Here is a 19224-nt window from a genome sequence, read left to right as displayed (position 1 = left end):
AGGGCCCGGTTCCCCGCCTGTGAGTGATCAACGGAGCTGTGGATAAATTGTAGATAAGTGGTTTTGAGGCATCCAGCTATGCCCCAGCCATCGGAAATGGATGCTTGGATTTTGGGCAGTTTTGCCTACAATCGGCCATCCAACCAATCGCAGTTGCCAGAGATTGTTGGTTCAGGGCGCGTCGCTTGAAGACGCGCCCTTTTTTCTTGCCAAGAGCCCGCTTTCCCCTTTATTTACAGACGCTTATCGTTGATGAAGCACATCCGAAATTTTTCCATCATTGCGCATATTGACCACGGCAAATCGACGCTGGCCGACCGCTTGATCCAACGCTGTGGTGGCTTGGCCGAGCGTGAGATGGAGGCGCAGGTGCTGGACTCGATGGACATCGAGAAAGAGCGTGGCATCACCATCAAGGCACAGACTGCGGCGCTGCAGTACAAGGCCAAGGACGGCAACGTCTACAACCTGAACCTGATCGACACCCCCGGTCACGTGGACTTCTCGTACGAAGTCTCGCGCTCGCTGTCGGCCTGTGAAGGTGCGCTGTTGGTGGTCGATGCCTCGCAGGGCGTGGAAGCCCAGACCGTGGCCAACTGCTACACCGCGCTGGACCTGGGGGTCGAGGTGTTCGCCGTGCTGAACAAGATGGACCTGCCCCAGGCCGATCCGGACAACGCCAAGGCCGAGATCGAGGACGTGATCGGCATCGATGCCAGCGACGCCATCCCTTGCTCGGCCAAGACCGGCATGGGCATCGACGAGATCCTGGAAGCCATCGTGGCCAAGGTGCCGGCGCCCAAGGGCGATCCCGACGCGCCGCTGCGCGCCATGATCGTGGACAGCTGGTTCGACCCCTATGTGGGCGTCGTGATGCTGGTGCGCGTGGTGGACGGTCAGCTCAAGAAGGGCGAGCGCTTCAAGATGATGGCCACGGGCGCGGCCTATGAAGCCAACAACGTCGGCGTGTTCACGCCGGCCAACTCGCCGCGCGATGCGTTGAAGGCGGGTGAGGTGGGCTACATCATTGCCGGCATCAAGGAATTGAAGGCCGCCAAGGTGGGCGACACCATCACCCTGGAAAAGAAGCTGCCGAACAACCTGGGCCCGGCCGAGAAGGCGCTGCCCGGCTTCAAGGAAGTCAAGCCCCAGGTGTTCGCCGGCCTGTACCCCACGGAAGCCTCTGAATACGACCAGCTGCGTGATGCGCTGGAAAAGCTGCAGCTCAACGATGCGGCGCTGCAGTTCGAACCCGAAGTCTCGCAGGCGCTGGGCTTTGGCTTCCGCTGCGGCTTCCTGGGCCTGCTGCACATGGAAATCGTGCAGGAGCGCCTGGAGCGTGAGTTCGACCAGGACCTGATCACCACCGCGCCCAGCGTGGTCTACCAGGTGCTCAAGGGCGATGGCGAACTGATCGACGTGGAAAACCCCTCCAAGATGCCCGACGCCGGCCGTATCGAGGAAGTGCGCGAGCCCATCGTCACCGTGCACCTGTACATGCCCCAGGAATACGTCGGCCCGGTGATGACCCTGGCCAATCAGAAGCGTGGCGTGCAGATGAACATGGCCTACCACGGCCGCCAGGTCATGCTGACCTACGAGATGCCGCTGGGCGAGATCGTGTTGGACTTCTTCGACAAGCTCAAGAGCGTGTCGCGCGGCTACGCCTCCATGGACTACGAGTTCAAGGAATACCGTGCCTCGGACGTGGTCAAGGTCGACATCCTGCTCAACGGCGAGAAGGTGGACGCGCTGTCCATCATCGTGCACCGCAGCCAGTCGCAGTACCGCGGCCGTGCCGTGGTGGCCAAGATGCGCGAGATCATCAGCCGCCAGATGTTCGACGTGGCCATCCAGGCCGCCATCGGTGCCAACATCATTGCGCGCGAGACCGTCAAGGCCCTGCGCAAGAACGTGCTGGCCAAGTGCTATGGCGGTGACATCACCCGCAAGCGCAAGCTGTTGGAAAAGCAGAAGGCGGGCAAGAAGCGCATGAAGCAGATCGGCGCGGTGGAAGTGCCCCAGGAAGCCTTCCTGGCGATCCTGCAGGTCGAAGACTAACAAGGAAACTCATGCAAGCCATGCAGTGGATCACCGCGGTCATCCTGGCCGCTTTTGTGGGCTACATCGGTGCCTGGTACACCGGTGCCATCGAGGGCAACTTCGCCTTGCTGATGTTCCTGGCCACCTTCATCACCGGCCTGTACTGGCTGGCCGAGCGCTTTTACTTCTGGCCCCAGCGCAAGAAGGAGGCCGAGCGCCTGAACGCCGAGGCCGCCGCGCGCCGCGCCGAGCTGGAGCGCCAGGGCCTGCGCCATGACATGGTCGACACCACGGAGGGCGAGACCCGCATCCTCAAGCAGCCCTGGTGGCTGGACTGGACGGCCGGCCTCTTCCCCGTGCTGTTCGTGGTCTTCGTGCTGCGTTCGTTCCTGTTCGAGCCGTTCAAGATTCCGTCCGGCTCCATGATCCCCACCCTGCTGGTGGGCGACCTGATCCTGGTGAACAAGTACACCTATGGCGTCCGCCTGCCCGTGCTCAACACCAAGGTGACGCAGGGCAACGCCCCGCAGCGCGGCGATGTGATGGTGTTCCGCTATCCCCCGCAGCCCACGCTGGACTACATCAAGCGTGTGGTGGGGGTGCCCGGGGACACCGTGGCCTACCTGAACAAGCGCCTGACCATCAACGGCCAGGAAGTGCCGACCAAGGACCTGCCCGACTTCTTCGACACCGATGCCATGCGCTACTTCGCGCAGTTCGAGGAGCAGCTGGGCGACAAGCCGCACCGCCTGCTGAACACCAAGGGCATGCCGGCCTTCGTCCAGGGCGCCAGCGAGTTCCCCTTCCGTGAGAACTGCACTTACACCGTCGAAGGTGTGACCTGCAAGGTGCCCGAAGGCCACTACTTCACCATGGGCGACAACCGCGACAATTCGCTGGATTCGCGCTACTGGGGCTTCGTGCCGGACGAGAACATTGTCGGAAAGGCCTTTTTCGTTTGGATGAATTTCGGTAATCTCAAACGCATCGGCAGTTTCAACTGAACGCCCGGGGCGTCATCCAAAGATTCTGTGGCCGCTGATGCGGCCACTTTCACTAGAGGAGGGGGATCATGCGTAGTGCACCACGTCACAGCCAGAAGGGGCTGTCCTTCATCGGATTTGTGCTGATTGCTGTGCTGGCCGTCGCGGTTTTTGCGATTGGCGGACAATCGCTGCCCATGTGGCTGGAATACCAAGCCGCCAAGAAAGCATCCCAGAAGGCCGCCAACGAAGGCACCACCGTGCCCGAAGTCCGCAACATCTTCGACCGTGCCGCACAGATCGACGACATCAAGAGCCTGCGTGGTCAGGACCTGGACGTCAGCAAAGTCAATGAGCGCGTGGTGGTGGGCTTCGAGTACGAGCGCGACATCCCGCTGGTAGGCCCGGCCTACCTTGTTTACCGTTTTTCTTACCAGACCAACTAGGTGCCAATCACCCTGCACGACCTGCAGCGCCAGCTGCAGCATTCTTTCCAAAACCCTGCCTTGCTGCAGCGCGCACTGACGCACCGCAGCTTTTCGGCAGACAACAATGAACGGCTGGAATTCCTGGGCGACTCGGTGTTGAGCCTGGCCATCTCCAGCCTGCTGTACCAGCGCCTGAACGATCTGCCCGAGGGCGATCTCTCGCGCGTGCGCTCCAACCTCGTCAAGGAAGGCACGCTCCACCAGATCGCCTTGCAGCTGGGCCTGCCCGAGCTGCTGCGCCTGGGCGAGGGCGAATCCAAGTCCGGCGGCAAGGCGCGCCCCTCCATCCTGGCCGATGCCGTGGAAGCCATCCTGGGTGCGGTGTACCTGGATGCCGGCTACGCCGCCGGCGAGCAGGTGGTGCACCGCCTGTTCGAGGGCGTGGAGATCAACCCCCACATGCGCGCGGCCGAGAAGGACCCCAAGACCGCGTTGCAGGAGTGGCTGCAAGGGCGGCGCATGCAGCTGCCGCAATACAGTGTGTCCCAGATCACAGGCGCTGCGCACAAGCAGACCTTTGAGGTGGAATGCGTGATTCCCGAACTGCGCCTGGGCGCGCGGGGCCAAGGCGGCTCGCGCCGCGCCGGCGAGCAGGCCGCTGCGGCCGCCATGCTGGAAATTTTGAAAGCGAAACACCCATGAACGATGCTGCGAAAAAAGTAGCTAGCACCGCAGGCGCCAAGGGCGCCAAAGGCAAAAAAGAGACCCAAAGCCTGCCCGACGTGACGCCGGCCGGCCAGAGCATGGCCGAGCTGGACGCCATGCTGGCGGCCGCCAAGCCCGGGGCCACGCCCTCGCTGGTGGCCCGTGCCCACGAGATCGAGGCTGAGAAGGCGGCAGAAGCCGAAGTGTCCGTGCGCATCTATGCGCCCGAAGAACAGCACTGCGGCCTGATTGCCATCGTCGGCAAGCCCAACGTGGGCAAGTCCACGCTGATGAACGCGCTGGTGGGGCAGAAGATCTCCATCACCTCGCGCAAGTCGCAGACCACGCGCCACCGCATCACCGGCATCCGCACCAAGGAAGCCACCCAGTTCATCTTCGTGGACACGCCCGGTTTCCAGACCAAGCATTCCACGGCGCTGAACAAGTCGCTGAACAAGGCCGTGATGGGCGTGATCGGCGACGTGGACCTGATCCTGTTCGTGGTCGAGGCCGGCAACTTCACCCTGGCCGACGCCAAGGTGCTGAGCCTGTTCAAGCCCGGCATTCCCACGCTGCTGATCGCCAACAAGCTGGACGCCGTGGGCCGCCGCCATGAGATCGCACCTTGGCTCAAGAGCATGCAGGAGCGTCACCCCTTCGCCGAGTTCGTGCCCATGTCGGCGAAGAACAAGGGCGACATCGAGCGCCTGTTCGGCATCTGCAGCAAGTACCTGCCGCAGCAGCCCTGGTTTTACGGCGAGGACGAGCTGACCGACCGCAGCGAGAAGTTCCTGGCCTCCGAGACCGTGCGCGAGAAGCTGTTCCGCTTCACCGGTGACGAGTTGCCCTACACCTCGACCGTGGTCATCGACAAGTTCGAGGAAGAGCCCAGCAAGATGTACAAGCGCTTCATGCGCATTGCCGCGACCATCGTGGTCGAGCGCGATGGGCACAAGGCCATGGTCATCGGCCAGGGCGGCGAGCGCCTCAAGCGCATCTCCTCCGAAGCGCGCCAGGAGCTGGAAAAGCTGCTGGACGCCAAGGTGTTCCTGGAAGTGTGGGTCAAGGTGCGTTCCGGCTGGGCCGACGACGAGGCCCGCGTCAAATCCTTCGGCTACGAATAACTCGAGGGCCTGGCGTGGCCGAGGACTGGGGTCTGCGCTGGCCGTGACCCTGCCGCAGTCTGCGGGCCACACCCGCGCCGCGGTCACCGGCGCCCCCGGCTGTGCGACACTTGCAGCACTGTGCTTGTTCAAAAGGTCTCTCCGAGGCCTTTTTGTCTTTGTGAAAACCTATGGCCGCCAAACGGGTGGGCGAAGAGCCCGCGTTCATCCTGCACCGCTACGACTGGAGTGAATCCAGCTTGATCCTGGAGGTGTTCACGCGCCACCGCGGGCGCGTGGCGCTGGTCGCCAAGGGGGCCAAGAAGCACACCTCCAACTTCCGGCCGGTGCTGCTGGCGCTGCAGCCGCTCAAGGTCAGCTACACCCTGTCGGGCGACGGCCAGGCCGACATCCACGTCCTCAAGGGCGCGGAATGGGCCGGCGGCCACATCATGCCCATGGGCAACAACCTGCTCACCGGGCTGTACCTGAACGAGCTGCTGATGCGCCTGCTGGCGCGCGACGACCCGTACGCCTACCTGTTCGATGTTTATGGCGCCGTGGTCAAGCTGCTGGCCACCCAGCCCGAAGAGGTGATCGAGCCGGTGCTGCGTGCCTTCGAGCTGATCGTGCTGCGCGAGCTGGGCCTGCTGCCCACGCTGCACGAGGAAACCCTGACGCTGCAGCCGCTGCAGCCCGAGGCCCTGTACGTGCTGGTGGCCGAGATGGGCCTGCGCCCGGCGCTGGACAGCGACCGTGCCGCGCTGACCGGACGCCAGTGGGGCCTGCTGCAGCAGGCCCTGGCCCAGGGCGAGAGCGCCTACTCGGCCACCGTGCGCGCCTGCGCCGCCGTGGCCACGGCCCTGAAGCCCCAGTTGAGACACCTGCTGCAATACCATTGCGGCAGCCCGCTGCTGCGCACGCGGCAGCTGATGATGGACCTGCAAACCCTATGACCGCTTCGACCCCCTCCCGCCGCACGGCCCTGTCCGTGAATGTCAACAAGGTCGCCCTGGTGCGCAACACGCGCCACCTGGGCATTCCCTCGGTCACGCGCGCGGCCCAGCTGTGCCTGGCGGCGGGCGCGCAGGGCATCACCATCCACCCGCGCCCGGACGAGCGCCACATCCGCGGCACCGACGTGTTCGAGCTGGCCGCGCTGATGCGCGACTGGCCGCAGGCCGAGTTCAACATCGAGGGCAATCCCACGCAGAACCTGATGGCCTTCATCCGCGAGGTGCGCCCGCACCAGGCCACCTTCGTGCCCGACAGCGAGGACCAGTTCACCAGCGACCACGGCTGGAACTTCCCGCAGGATGCCGAGCGCCTGGCGCCGCTGATCGCCGAATGCCGGGCCCTGGGCGTGCGCGTCAGCCTGTTCATGGACCCCGTGCCCGCGCAGATGGCGGCGGCCCAGGCCGTGGGCGCCGACCGTGTCGAGCTGTACACCGAGCCTTATGCCGCAGCCTGGGGCACGGCGGAACAAAACGCGCAGTTGGCACTCTATGCCCAGGCGGCCCAGGCGGCGCTGGACGCCGGGCTGGAGGTCAACGCCGGCCACGACCTGAACCGTGACAACCTGGCCGCCTTCGTGGCCCAGGTGCCGGGGTTGGCCGAGGTCTCCATCGGCCACGCCCTGATTGCCGATGCGCTGGAGCTGGGCTATGCGGCGACCGTGACGGCCTACCAGGCCTGTATCGACGCCGGCATGGCGCAACGCCCTTGAGGTTTTTCTAAAAGATGAGCTGCTGGCGCTTGCTGGGCAAGCGCTGGATGCCAATTTGGCTTGTAATCATGATTTACGGTATCGGCACCGACATTTGCGACATCCGCCGCATCCGCGCCAGCCTGGAGCGCCACGGCGATCGCTTTGCCGAGAAAGTCCTCACCACCAACGAGCTGGCCGTCTGGCGCCTGCGCAGCAGCCGCTGGCCCGAGCGCGGCGTGAAGTACCTGGCCACGCGCTTTTCGGCCAAGGAAGCCTTCAGCAAGGCCGTGGGCCTGGGCATGACCATGCCCATGACCTGGCGCAGCTGCGAAATCGCCAACCTGCCCAGCGGCCAGCCGACCATCGTGTTGTACGGCGCGCTGCGCGACTGGTTCGAGGCGCGCGGCCTGACCGCCCACATCACCATGACCGACGAGAGCGAATACGCCGCCAGCTTCTGCGTGGTGGAGCGCAAGGGGGAATAAATGCCAGTCTTGTTTCCCCTCGCCGGCCTGGCCCTGGTGTGGGTGCTGCTGACGTCCCTCAACGTCTGAGCCCCCGGCGCCCCGCGGCAGATTCCGACGGGCCTGCTTCGCGGTCATACTGGAGGCTTTATGGCATGGCAGGCGCCCCGCCGCGCCAGTGACACCGAAGGCCCGTATGACCGCACTCCACGCACCCCTGATCATCGACATCGCCGGCAAGGCCCTGACCGATACCGACCGTGACCGCCTGGCGCACCCGCTGGTTGGCGGCATCATCCTGTTCACCCGCAACTGGGAGGACCGTGCCCAGCTGGTGCAGCTGTGCGCCGACATCAAGGCCGTCAAGCCCGACCTGCTGATCTGCGTGGACCATGAAGGCGGCCGCGTGCAGCGCTTCAAGACCGATGGCTTCACCCACCTGCCGCCCATGCGCGCCTTCGGCGAGATGTGGATGGACGACGGCAAGGGCAAGAAGCGCCACAAGGGCCACGGCGCCATGCGCGCCATGAACGCCGCCACGGCCGCCGGCTATGTGCTGGGCAGCGAGCTGCGTGCCTGCGGCGTGGATTTCAGCTTCACGCCCGTGCTGGACCTGGACCATGGCGCCAGCGGCGTGATCGGCGACCGCAGCTTCCACCGCGATCCGCGCGTGGTCGCCGCCCTGGCCAAGAGCCTGATGCACGGCCTGCTGCAGGCCGGCATGGGCAACTGCGGCAAGCATTTCCCCGGCCACGGCCATGTCACGCTGGATTCGCACGTGGACATGCCGGTGGACAAGCGCAAGCTCAAGAAGATCCTGGCCGACGATGCGGCCCCTTATCCCTGGCTGTCCAGCGTGCTCACCGCCGTCATGCCGGCCCATGTGATCTACCCCAAGGTCGATGCGCTGCCCGCGGGTTTTTCCAAGGTCTGGCTGCAGGACGTCCTGCGCGGCGAGCTGCGCTACGACGGCGCCATCTTCAGCGACGACCTGAGCATGGAGGCGGCGCGCCGCATCGACGGCCAGGTCATCAGCTACACCGAGGCCGCGCTGCGCGCCCTGGCCGCCGGCTGCGACATGGTGCTGCTGTGCAACCAGAGCCTGGGCCTGGGCGCGCACGTGGATGAACTGCTGGACGGCATGGACGATGCCCTGCGCACCGGGCGCTGGGTGCCTGATGCCGACTCCGAATCGCGCCGCGTGGCGCTGCTGCCCGAGACCGTGCCCCAGCCGTGGGACGAGCTGATGCTGCAGCCGGCCTACCGCGACGCCCTGGGTTTGTTGAAGTGAACGGAATGAAGCAAGCAATGAAAGTGGGCGTATTGACAGGCGGCGGCGATTGCCCAGGCCTGAATGCCGTGATCCGCGCGGTCACGAAATCCTTGATCAGCCAGGGCCAGTGCGAGGTCATCGGTATTGCCGATGGTTTCGAGGGCCTGATGGAAGCTGCCCCGCGGGTCAAGCCGCTGACCTGGGACGAAGTCTCGGGCATCCTGCACATCGGCGGCACCATCCTGGGCACCAGCAACAGCGCCAACCCGCTCAAAAGCGAGGCCACGCTGGCCCAGGTGAAAAGCAATGTGCAGGCGCTGGGCCTGGACGTGGTGGTGGCCATCGGGGGCGACGGCACCATGAGCCTGGCCAACGGCCTGGCGAATGCCGTGGGCATGCAGTGCGTGGGTGTGCCCAAGACCATCGACAACGACATTGCCAGCTGCGAGCGCAGCTTTGGCTTCGACACGGCGGTGGCCACGGCCACCGAGGCGCTGCGCCGCATCGAAAGCACGGCCAACAGCCACCACCGCGTGATGATCGTCGAGACCATGGGCCGCAACGCCGGCTGGCTGGCGCTGGAGGCGGGCGTGGCCGGCGCGGCCGACATCATCCTGCTGCCGGAGATCGATTACGACCTGCAGGCCATCGTCGACGTCTGCCGGGCGCGCGAGCAACGCCAGCGCTACACCATCATCTGCATCGGCGAGGGTGCCAAGGAAAGCGGCCACAGCCTGACGGTGCGCGAGACCATCGCCCACAGCCCCGACCCGGTGCGCCTGGGCGGCGTCGGCCATGTGCTGCGCGAACGCCTGCAGCCCCACCTGCGCAGCGAGGTCCGCACCACGGTGCTGGGCCACGTGCAGCGCGGGGGCGATCCCACGCCGTTCGACCGCGTGCTGGCCACGCAGTTCGGCCACCATGCCGCGCAGCTGGTGCTGTCGGGCCGCTTTGGCCGCATGGTCACGCTGCAGCAGGGCCAGATCGGCAGCGTGGAGATCGCCCAGGTTGCCAATACGCAACGCAGGATCGACCTGGCGCACCCCTTGCTGACCATGGCGCGCGATATTGGTATTTGCCTGGGAGAAGTTGCGCATTGAGCGGTTTTTGCGCCGATCGCACAGCAAAGCAGCCCGCAGGCTGCTTTTTTGTTGCACGCAATCCGCAGCGATTTATGTCAGCAAACGTTAAAAAAATTTGGAGGTTGCGGGTATTCCCTGTGTAATTGTTGCCGTTTGTAGCCCCTGTGCCGCGATGCGTTGGCTTCGCGGCTTTTCCTTTTCAGAGTCGGTATGCAGTTCAAAAATTTGTCCGTTGCCAAGAAAATTTGGCTGTTGATGCTCCTGGTGATGGCGGCCATGCTGCTGGCCGGGGTGGGAATGACCGCCAGCATGAAGCAGCTGGAAAGCCACCTGCGGGAAGAAGTCCAGACCATGGAAGAACGCATCCGCCTGGTGGTGGAGCTGCGCGGCAGCGTGGAGACGGCGGCGGGCTACCTGATCGCCGGCAACCTGGCGCAGGACAGCGAGTCCATGCAGTTCTTCGAGGGCAAGTTTGGCCAGGCGGCGGCCCACATGACCGAGCTGATGCAGTCGACCGAGTCGCGCCTGCGAAGTGCCGAAGGCCGGGCCCTGTTCCAGCAAATCGTGGACAAGCGCGCCAAGCTCAACACCGTGGCCGAGCAGGTGGGCCTGGAGCGCCGCAACGACGGCGACGTGGTGCGCCTGGTGCGCGCCGACCTGGTGCCGGCGGTCGAGAGCTTCATCGCGGACCTGAACGCCCTGGTGCAATTGCAGGAGCAGATGCTGGCTAGCACCCTGGCGCAGGCCGAGCGTGAACGCACGACCAGCTATGCCCTGGGGCTGGCGGCCCTGGCCGTGGTGGTGGTGCTGGGCCTGCTGCTGGCGGTCTGGCTGGTGCGCCAGCTGACCGCCCCGCTGGCGCGGGCCGTGGCGCTGTCGCATGCGATTGCGGCCGGCAACCTGACGCAGGACGTGCACGATGACCGCAAGGACGAACTGGGCGAGTTGCTGCGCAGCCTGAGTGCCATGACGCAGAAACTGCGCAGCGTGGTGGGCGAGGTGCGCAACGGTGTGGATTCCGTCTCTTCGGCCGCCAGCCAGATTGCCACCGGCAACCAGGACCTGTCGGCCCGCACCGAGCAGACCGCCGCCAACCTGGAAGAAACCGCGGCCAGCATCGAGGAGCTGACCGCCACCGTGACCCAGTCGGCCGACACCGCGCGCCAGGCCAACCAGCTGGCCTCCACCGCCGTGCAGGCCGCCGAACGGGGCGGCGAGGTGGTGAACCAGGTGGTGCGCAGCATGGAGCAGATCAACACCTCCAGCCGCAAGATCGGCGACATCATCGGCGTCATCGACGGCATCGCCTTCCAGACCAACATCCTGGCGCTGAACGCCGCCGTGGAAGCGGCCCGCGCCGGCGAGCAGGGCCGGGGCTTCGCCGTGGTGGCCGGAGAGGTGCGCAGCCTGGCGCAGCGCAGCGCCGAGGCGGCCAAGGAAATCAAGCAGCTGATCACCGCCAGCGTGGGCAATGTGGACGCCGGTTCGGCCCAGGTGGCGCAGGCCGGTGAAAGCATGCAGGAGATCGTGGCCAGCGTGCGCCGCGTGACGGATCTGATTGGCGAGATCACGGCCTCGGCCACCGAGCAGCGCGATGGCATCGGCCAGGTCAACCAGGCGGTGAGCAACCTGGACCAGATGACGCAGCAGAACGCCGCCCTGGTCGAGGAATCCAGCGCGGCGGCCACCTCGATGAACGAGCAGGCGCAGCGCTTGGCCGACGTGGTGGCCGTGTTCAACGTGGGGCAGGGGGCCGTGGCGGCCCTGGCCCGGCCGACCGTGGCGGCGCCTGCTGCGCGTGCCCCTGTGGCGCCGGCCCAGCGGGGCGCCCAGGGTGTGGCCAGCGCCCAGCCCGCCGTGACCCCGCCTGCCGCCGTGGCACCTGCGCCGGCCAAGAAGGCCCCCGCTGCGGCCAAGCCGGCGGCAGCGCCCCAGCTGCTCAAGCCTGCTCCGCTGTCCAGCAAGGCCACGGCCCCCAACGACGACGACTGGGAAACCTTCTGAGCCCGACGGTCGTGCACCGGTCAAGGAGCCTTGCGGCTCCTTTTTTTATAAGCAAAATAGGCCTTGGGCGCAGATTCCATCAGCGCAGACAGCTATCAAACTTTTAAAGGAATGCCATGGACCGGCACGAAGAGGCGGTGATGCAGCTGATGACTGCGAACGGGGACACCTTCATCGCGGCGCACTACGACGTGGCGGCCGGCTGGATGCGACCCAGCCTGGTGGCGCTGCGCCCGGCCAAGAAGCAGGTGTGGGTGGTTGAGGTCTCGGCCTCGGGTTACCCGCTGGGCCTGGTGGACAAGGTGAACCAGCGCGTGGAGAAATGGTATGCGCCGCTGCTGGAGCAACTGCAGCGCCTGCAGGTGACGGGCAGTGACTGGAGCATCGGCCTGCTGGTGTTCGTGCGCGATGACCAGATCGACTGGCTGCGCGGCCGCCTGCAGGATGCGGCCGGTGTGCAGCTGCTGAGCCTGGAGACCGCCAGCAGCCCCTGGCTGTGGGACAGCGTGGTGTGGACCGAAGACATGGACTTTGCCCTGGGCCACATCCCGCGCCGCGACGGTGGTGGCGCCGCCGCCGGGCAGGCCACCACGCACTGAACCGCCCGTCGGGCCGCCAGCGGGGGCGCGGACGGCGGGGCCTCAGGCCTGCAGGGCCGGGACGGCCGGGCGAGGTGTGCCCGCGTCGGTCTGGAACGCGCTGGCACTGCGCAGCAGACCCTGGGACTGGCTGTGCAGGCTGCTGGCCGCGGCAGCCATCTCTTCCACCAGGGCGGCGTTGTGCTGGGTGCTGTTGTCGATGTCGGACAGGGCACCGCCCATCTGCAGCACGCCCGTGCTCTGCGCCTGGCTGGCCTGGGCAATGTCCTGCACCAGCGCGGTCACGCGGTGGATGGTGGCTTCGATGCTGTCCATGGTGCTGCCGGTGGCGCCGGCCTGCTGCACACCGGCGGTCACGCGCTCGGCGCTGCGCGCGATCAGCGTGCTGATGTCCTTGGCCGCCGCCGTGGTGCGCTGCGACAGGGCCCGCACCTCGCTGGCGACCACGGCAAAACCGCGGCCCTGCTCGCCGGCGCGCGCGGCTTCCACGGCCGCGTTCAGCGCCAGGATGTTGGTCTGGAAGGCAATGCTGTGGATCAGGCTGGTGATGTCGGCAATGCGCTGGCTGCTGTGTTCGATGTCCTGCATGGTCTGTACCAGCTGCAGCATGCTGCCGCGGCCGTCGGTGGCCACCTGGCTGGCCTGGCGCGCCAGCGCCAGGGCGGATTGCGCGTTGTCGGCGGTGTGGCGCACGTTGCCGGCCAGGGCCTCCATGCTGGCATTGCTTTGCTGCAGCGCGCTGGCCTGGCTTTCGGTGCGGCGTGACAGGTCGTGGTTGCCGCCGGCAATCTGCTGGCTGGCGGTGGCCACCTGCTCGGCGTCGGCGCGCACCTGCTGCACCAGCTCGGACAGGCTGGATTGCATGTGCTGCAGGGCCCGCATCAGGTCGGTGATTTCGTTGCGGCCCGTGATGGTGATCGGTTGGCGCAGGTCGCCTGCGGCGATGCCCCGGGCCACGTCCACGGCCTGGGCCAGCGGGCGGGTGATGTGGCGGCTGTAGCCGACGCTGATCGCCAGCCCCACGGCAAACACCAGCAGGCACACCCCCAGGCTGAGCCAGCGGGCCTGCTCGGCCATGGCCTGGGCCTGCAGCGACAGGGCGGCGCTGTCGGCAGCGATCTGCCGGGCGGCCTGCTCCAGCAGGGCGGCGGGCTGGCGGTCGATGCCGCGGACCTGGGCATCGCCCACGCGCGGGTCGTGGCCGCTGGCGATGAACGCCTCCATCCCACGGCGGTAGGCCTGGCCCATTTGGCGGTGGGCCTGCAGGAATTGTTCGACCTGCTGGCGGGCCAGACCGGCCGGCAACTGGTCCAGCAACTGCTGGCTGTGCGCCTGGATGGCCTGCTCCTGGCTTTCGAAGGCCTGCCAGTAGCGGGTGCGGTCCTGGTCCTGGTGGCCGCGCAGCAGGATGTTCTTCCACTCCTGGGCCTGCAGCTTGAAATCGTTGAGCATCAGGCTGGTCAGCCGTTCGTGCGCCATGTGGCGGGCCACATCGTCGTGGTACAGCGACAGGGCCTGTTGCTGGCGCAGCAGGCCAAACAGGGCTGCGCACAGCATGAGCAGCAGGGCACTGGCAATCACCAGCGGCAGTTGGAGACGGAGCTTCATAGGGGAGGGGGCAACAGACGGAACCAGGCGCAGGGCACGCCGGCAGGGCAGCCCTGGCGCGCGCAGGCCCGCATCTTCGGGCAGCCGCCTTAGCCAAGGGGGGCCAGGGGTTAAGCAGGGCTCACTGCGGGGTACCGCACGGCTTCACGACCCTGAGGGGGGCCGCCGTGATCGACGCACGCCGCTTGGGGGGTGGAGGGCGCGCAAAACTTTATGATGCTGCGCAGTGTGCGCATGCTGGGGGGCCTTGGGGCTGTCCGGGGTGTGCGGGATGCCCACTTTTTTCTGGACTTGAAGCTTGCCATGACCACCCTCGGAACCCCTCTCACCCCCCACGCCACCAAAGTCATGCTGCTGGGCAGCGGCGAGCTGGGCAAGGAAGTGCTGATCGCCCTGCAACGCCTGGGTGTGGAGACCATCGCGGTCGACCGCTATGACCACGCCCCCGGCCAGCAGGTGGCCCACCATGCGCGCACCACCACCATGAGCGATCCGGCGCAGCTCAAGGCCTTGATCGAAGCCGAGAAGCCTGATCTGGTCGTGCCCGAGATCGAAGCGATTGCCACGCCCATGCTGGAAGAACTGGAAGCCGCTGGCGTGGTCACCGTCATCCCCACGGCGCGCGCCACGCGCCTGACCATGGACCGCGAAGGCATCCGCCGCCTGGCGGCCGAAACCCTGGGCCTGCCCACCAGCCCCTACCGCTTCTGCGATTCCGCCGAAGAGTTGCAAGCCGCCATTGATGGCACCGACGGCCAGGGCGCCATTGGCTACCCCTGTGTGGTCAAGCCGGTGATGAGCAGCTCGGGCAAGGGCCAGAGCAAGATCGACGGCCCGGCCGATGTGCAGCAAGCCTGGGACTACGCCATGGCCGGTGGCCGCGTGGCCAAGGGCCGCGTGATCGTCGAAGGCTTCATCGATTTCGACTACGAAATCACCCAGTTGACGGTGCGCGCCAAGGGTGCGGATGGCCAGGTCCAGACCCATTTCTGCGATCCGGTCGGCCACATCCAGCAGGCGGGCGACTATGTGGAAAGCTGGCAGCCCCATCCCATGTCCGCCACGGCCCAGGCGAAGTCGCAGCAGATTGCCCAGGCCGTGACCGACAACCTGGGCGGCCTGGGCCTGTTCGGCGTGGAGCTGTTCGTCAAGGGCGAGCAGGTGTGGTTCAGCGAAGTCTCGCCGCGCCCGCACGATACGGGCCTGGTCACGTTGACCACCCAGTGGCAGAGTGAGTTTGAACTGCATGCCCGTGCCATCCTGGGCCTGCCGGTGGACACCAGCCTGCGCAACCCCGGCGCCAGCGCCGTGATCTACGGCGGCCAGGATGCCGAAGGCCTGGTGTTCGACGGCGTGGACGAAGCGCTGGCACTGCCCGGCACCGACCTGCGCCTGTTCGGCAAGCCTGAAAGCTTTGTGAAGCGCCGCATGGGCGTGGCCCTGGCGCGCGCGGCGGACGTGGAGCAGGCGCGCGTGACGGCCAAGCTGGCCGCCAGCAAGGTCCAACCGCGCAAGCCTTGAGACGCAAAATGAATAGCTGCTGGCGCTCTCTGGATAAGGGCTGGCGGCTTAAAAAGCATAAAGCCGCTGTGCAGAACTTTCCACACAGCGGCTTGGTACCGCGCGCGAGGTGCGCAACTGGCGTGGCCCATGCCAGGGACGCCGAGCAAGGGCCGCCCCGCAGCGAAGGTGTCGTCCCCTTGCCCGCGGTGCGCAGCATGGCGAGCGCGAGGGAAGGCGCGCAGCGCCACAGGGGCATGCACTGCTTCAGCGGCGCTGGGCCGCCAGCTTGCGTACTTCCTTGACCAGCAGATCCACCTCCTCGAAGGTGTTGTAGAACGCCAGCGAGGGGCGCACCGCCGTTTCCACGCCAAAGCGGCGCAGGATGGGCTGGGCGCAGTGGTGGCCGGTGCGCACGGCAATGCCTTCGGCGTTCAGCGCCTTGCCGACTTCCTCCGTCGTATAGCCTTCCAGCGTGAAGGACAGCACGCTGGCCTTGCCGGGTACGGTGCCGATCAGGCGCAGCCCGGGGATGGTGGCCAGCTGCTGCATGCCGTAGTCCACCAGCGCGTGTTCGTAGCGGCTGATGGCCGCGATGCCGATGCGCTCTACATATTCCAGCGCTGCGCCCAGGCCCACGGCGTCGGCAATGTTGCCGGTGCCCGCCTCGAAGGTGTTGGGCAGCGGCTGGAACACGGTCTTCTCGAACGTCACGTCCGCAATCATGTTGCCGCCGCCCTGCCAGGGCGGCATGGCTTCCAGCACGGCACGGCGGCCCCAGAGCACGCCGATGCCGGTGGGGGCAAAGATCTTGTGGCCGGAGAAGACAAAGAAGTCGGCGCCGATGTCCTGCACATCGACCGGGGTGTGGGCGATGGACTGCGCGCCATCCACCAGCGTGGTGATGCCGCGCGCTTTGGCACGCGCCACCACCTCCTTGACCGGCACCACCGTGCCCAGCACGTTGGACACATGGCCGATGGCGACGATCTTGGTGCGGTCGCTCAGCAGCTGGTCGTATGCGTCCAGGCGAATCTGGCCCTGGTCGTCGACCGGAATCACGCGCAGCTTGGCGCCCTTGGCCTGGGCCAGTTGCTGCCAGGGCACGATGTTTGCGTGGTGCTCCAGGTGGCTGACGATGATCTCGTCGCCTGCGCCCACGTTCTGGCCGCCCCAGGCTTTGGCCACCAGGTTGATGGCCTCGGTCGTGCCGCGCACGAAGATGACTTCGTTCACGTCGGGGGCGTGGATGAAGCGGCGCACCACTTCGCGGGCGTGCTCGTAGGCATCGGTGGCGCGGGCGGCCAGCGTGTGGGCGGCGCGGTGGATGTTGGAGTTCTCGTGCGCGTAGAAGTGCGCAATGCGCTCGATCACCTGGCGTGGCTTGTGCGTGGTGGCGGCATTGTCCAGCCAGACCAGTTGCTTGCCGTGGATGCGCTCTTGCAAGATGGGAAAGTCGCGGCGCACGGCCTGCACGTCAAAGCCGGGGTGGCGGTCGGCCTGGGCCTGCGGTGTGCTGGCTTGCTCCCCATGGGGATGGGCCTTGGCCGGGGTGACAAAACCGCTGGGCAGCTGCACCGCATCGACAAAGTAGAACTGCGGGGCGGCGGCATGGCTGCTGCCAGGCAGCCCGGCCGCAGGCGCGGCGGGTGCCGCGAGCAGGCCCGCAGGGATGCCGGGGACGTAGGGCGTGCCGGAGGCAGGCCCAGAGTTGCCCAAGGCCGCCACTGCCTGCTGGCTCAGTGCATCCAGCCCGGGGTGGGACGCGGCGGTCGAACCGGCCTGGGGCACGCCATCGGTGGCATGGCCCAGGCGGGGCTCATAGGCGGGCAGGGCGGCAAACGCCTGGTCGGGTACGCCGTTGCCGGCCACTGCGTGGGGGCGCAGCGCTTCGGCGCGGTGGCCCAGGGCCAGCACGGTGCCGGGGGCGCTGGGCAGCAGGTTGGTGCCCGGAATCTGCCCTGGGGGAATGGGCGTGCCGGGGATATTGGGGGAAAAGCCTGCCGGGCTGGCCAGCGGCGAGCCGCCCGGGGCCCAGGTGGTGGGCGGCTGGGCACCGAAGGCGGCCGTGGACGGTGGCTGGGGTGTGGCGCTGCCGGGCAGGCTGCGGAACAGGGCCGTGGCCAGCTGGGCCAGGGCCCCGGTGTCCAGCGGTGCGGCGGGGGGCGAAGGCAACGAGGGCGCCAGCGGGGCAGCCTGGGCGGCCGCCAGCGTGGGCGCGTGCGCGGGGGTGGTGCTCAAAACCGCATCTCCTGTGGTGCGCGATATGAAAAGGTGAGCTGCTTGCACGCTCTGGGTATGCGCGGGAGGTGGTTTTGACTCACAAACCACCGCCCGCGCAGCGCGGGGCTTACTTGTAGGTGTCCAGCACCGAGTAGTCGTGGTACTTGTGGATTTCCACGTCGTCCAGCACGGCCACGGCATCGGGGGTGAGCACGGCCAGCGAGCAGTACAGCGAGATCAGGTAGCTGGCGATGGCGTGGTTGTTGATGCCCATGAAGCGCACCGACAGGCCCGGGCTTTGTTCGCCGGGCAGGCCGGGCTGGAACAGGCCCACCACGCCCTGGCGGCGGTCGCCCACGCGCAGCAGCAAAATCTTGCTCTTGCCATCGGCCACCGGCACCTTGTCCGAAGGGATCAGCGGCACGCCGCGCCAGGTGATGAACTGGCTGCCGAACAGGCTGACCGTGGGCGGAGGCGTGCCGCGGCGCGTGGCTTCGCGGCCGAAGGCGGCAATGGTCAGCGGGTGGGCCAGGAAGAAGGCGGGTTCCTTCCAGACCTTGGTCAGCAGCTCGTCCAGGTCATCGGGCGTGGGCGCGCCGGTCAGCGGGAAGATGCGTTGCGCGTCGCTGACCTGGGCCAGCAGGCCGTAGTCGGGGTTGTTGATCAGCTCGCTTTCCTGGTTCTCCTTGATGGTCTCGATGGTCAGGCGCAGCTGTTCCTTGATCTGGTCGTGCGGGCTGCTGTACAGGTCGGAGATGCGGGTGTGCACATCCAGCACGGTGGAGACGGCGTTCAGGAAGTACTCGCGCGGCTGGGCGTCGTAGTCCACATAGGTGCGCGGCAACTGGTTCTCGTGCTGCTTGGCGGTGCAGGTGACCTGGATGTCCTCCGGGTTCTTGACCTGGTTGACGCGGTAGATGCCGGCCTCCACCGGCACCCATTGCAGCAGATGGGTCAGCCAGCGGGGCGTGATGGTGGCCAGCTGCGGTGCGGTCTTGGTGGCATTGGCCAGCTGGCGGGCGGCGTTGTCGCCCAGGGCGGTGGTACCGCCGACGGTTGCTGTCATGGAAAAAGGCTCCTGGTGGATGCGGGTCGGAATAAAACGGGGTGCAGGCGGAGCACCAAGCTCTGCGCCAGTGTTCAACGGGGGCGGTGCGGCTTCAACCGGCTATCGCCACCAAGCTGGCCGCCAGGCGCTGGTGCTGGAGGTCGCGCTGCTGGCAGATGCGCTCGGCATGCGCCAGCAGCGTGGTGCTGCTGACCTGCAGCGCCTGGGCCAGCTTGTGCAGCGTGAGCAGCGAGGGGGCGACCTGGCCGCGCTCGACCTCGCCCACATAGGTGCGGTTCAGGTCGGCCTGGGCCGCCAGTTGCTCCTGCGACCAGCCGCGCCCTTCGCGCAGCTGGCGCACGGCCAGACCGAAGTCCTGGATCACGTGGGGCCCTGGCATGTTCAGGCGGCCACACGGGCGGTGGTGGCGGGGAGGGGGGCGGCGGCCACCGG

The 19224-nt window shown here is 66.8% G+C and carries 17 protein-coding genes; 13 read left to right on the top strand and 4 right to left on the bottom strand.

What is annotated here, in order from left to right; all coding sequences use genetic code 11:
• Positions 1-252: 252 nt before the first annotated feature.
• The 12 genes from lepA (at position 253) to FYM52_RS08615 (ending at position 12392) form a co-directional block, all read left to right on the top strand.
• Complete coding sequence (lepA, locus tag FYM52_RS08670; protein WP_154163785.1) at positions 253-2061, top strand: translation elongation factor 4; 1809 nt, start codon at positions 253-255, stop codon at positions 2059-2061.
• An 11-nt stretch (positions 2062-2072) separates the two neighbouring features.
• The gene (gene lepB / locus FYM52_RS08665; RefSeq protein WP_042411314.1) at positions 2073-3047 is read left to right on the top strand and encodes a signal peptidase I; all 975 of its coding nucleotides are present in this window, start codon (positions 2073-2075) and stop codon (positions 3045-3047) included.
• 68 nt (positions 3048-3115) lie between these two features.
• Entirely contained in the window at positions 3116-3472 is a 357-nt protein-coding gene (locus FYM52_RS08660; RefSeq protein ID WP_045267322.1) for a DUF4845 domain-containing protein, read from the top strand.
• Positions 3473-4156 (top strand): ribonuclease III, encoded by a 684-nt coding sequence (gene rnc / locus FYM52_RS08655; RefSeq protein WP_042411308.1) that lies wholly within the window; start codon positions 3473-3475, stop codon positions 4154-4156.
• Positions 4153-5283 carry a GTPase Era gene (gene era / locus FYM52_RS08650; protein WP_154163784.1) on the top strand — a complete coding sequence of 377 codons (1131 nt, stop codon included), beginning with the start codon at positions 4153-4155 and terminating at the stop codon, positions 5281-5283. The genes rnc and era overlap by 4 nt, the downstream gene beginning before the upstream one ends.
• A gap of 170 nt (positions 5284-5453) precedes the next feature.
• Complete coding sequence (recO, locus tag FYM52_RS08645; RefSeq protein ID WP_154163783.1) at positions 5454-6218, top strand: DNA repair protein RecO; 765 nt, start codon at positions 5454-5456, stop codon at positions 6216-6218.
• Complete coding sequence (locus FYM52_RS08640; RefSeq protein WP_154163782.1) at positions 6215-6988, top strand: pyridoxine 5'-phosphate synthase; 774 nt, start codon at positions 6215-6217, stop codon at positions 6986-6988. The genes recO and FYM52_RS08640 overlap by 4 nt, the downstream gene beginning before the upstream one ends.
• 68 nt (positions 6989-7056) lie before the next feature.
• Positions 7057-7455, top strand: coding sequence for a holo-ACP synthase (gene acpS, locus FYM52_RS08635; protein ID WP_043379587.1), 399 nt, complete (start codon positions 7057-7059; stop codon positions 7453-7455).
• 175 nt (positions 7456-7630) lie between these two features.
• Positions 7631-8725: a beta-N-acetylhexosaminidase gene (nagZ, locus tag FYM52_RS08630; protein ID WP_043379593.1), complete on the top strand. Its 1095-nt coding sequence runs from the start codon at positions 7631-7633 to the stop codon at positions 8723-8725.
• A 17-nt stretch (positions 8726-8742) separates the two neighbouring features.
• A complete protein-coding gene (locus FYM52_RS08625; RefSeq protein ID WP_154163835.1) occupies positions 8743-9807 on the top strand; it encodes a 6-phosphofructokinase in 1065 nt (354 codons plus the stop codon).
• Positions 9808-9999: 192 nt separating this feature from the next.
• Entirely contained in the window at positions 10000-11793 is a 1794-nt protein-coding gene (locus FYM52_RS08620; protein ID WP_154163781.1) for a methyl-accepting chemotaxis protein, read from the top strand.
• A gap of 116 nt (positions 11794-11909) precedes the next feature.
• Entirely contained in the window at positions 11910-12392 is a 483-nt protein-coding gene (locus FYM52_RS08615; protein ID WP_154163780.1) for a hypothetical protein, read from the top strand.
• 42 nt (positions 12393-12434) lie between these two features.
• Here the strand turns inward: FYM52_RS08615 and FYM52_RS08610 are convergent, their stop codons facing one another.
• Positions 12435-14000: a methyl-accepting chemotaxis protein gene (locus tag FYM52_RS08610; protein ID WP_154163779.1), complete on the bottom strand. Its 1566-nt coding sequence runs from the start codon at positions 13998-14000 to the stop codon at positions 12435-12437.
• Positions 14001-14303: 303 nt separating this feature from the next.
• On the opposite strand from FYM52_RS08610, the gene purT reads away from it, so the two are divergent.
• Complete coding sequence (gene purT, locus FYM52_RS08605; protein WP_154163778.1) at positions 14304-15521, top strand: formate-dependent phosphoribosylglycinamide formyltransferase; 1218 nt, start codon at positions 14304-14306, stop codon at positions 15519-15521.
• Between the two features lie 246 nt (positions 15522-15767).
• Here the strand turns inward: purT and FYM52_RS08600 are convergent, their stop codons facing one another.
• The 3 genes from FYM52_RS08600 to FYM52_RS08590 form a co-directional block, all read right to left on the bottom strand.
• Entirely contained in the window at positions 15768-17741 is a 1974-nt protein-coding gene (locus tag FYM52_RS08600; RefSeq protein WP_370513816.1) for a family 2A encapsulin nanocompartment cargo protein cysteine desulfurase, read from the bottom strand.
• A gap of 109 nt (positions 17742-17850) precedes the next feature.
• Positions 17851-18789, bottom strand: coding sequence for a family 2A encapsulin nanocompartment shell protein (locus tag FYM52_RS08595; protein WP_154163777.1), 939 nt, complete (start codon positions 18787-18789; stop codon positions 17851-17853).
• Positions 18790-18883: 94 nt separating this feature from the next.
• The coding region (locus tag FYM52_RS08590; RefSeq protein ID WP_370513815.1) for a helix-turn-helix domain-containing protein at positions 18884-19224 on the bottom strand (341 nt) is incomplete at its 5' end.

It is taken from the genome of Comamonas sp. CAH-2 (genome assembly GCF_009668305.1).
Lineage (GTDB): Bacteria > Pseudomonadota > Gammaproteobacteria > Burkholderiales > Burkholderiaceae_C > Comamonas > Comamonas aquatica.
This window is presented reverse-complemented; position numbering and strand designations above follow the sequence as displayed.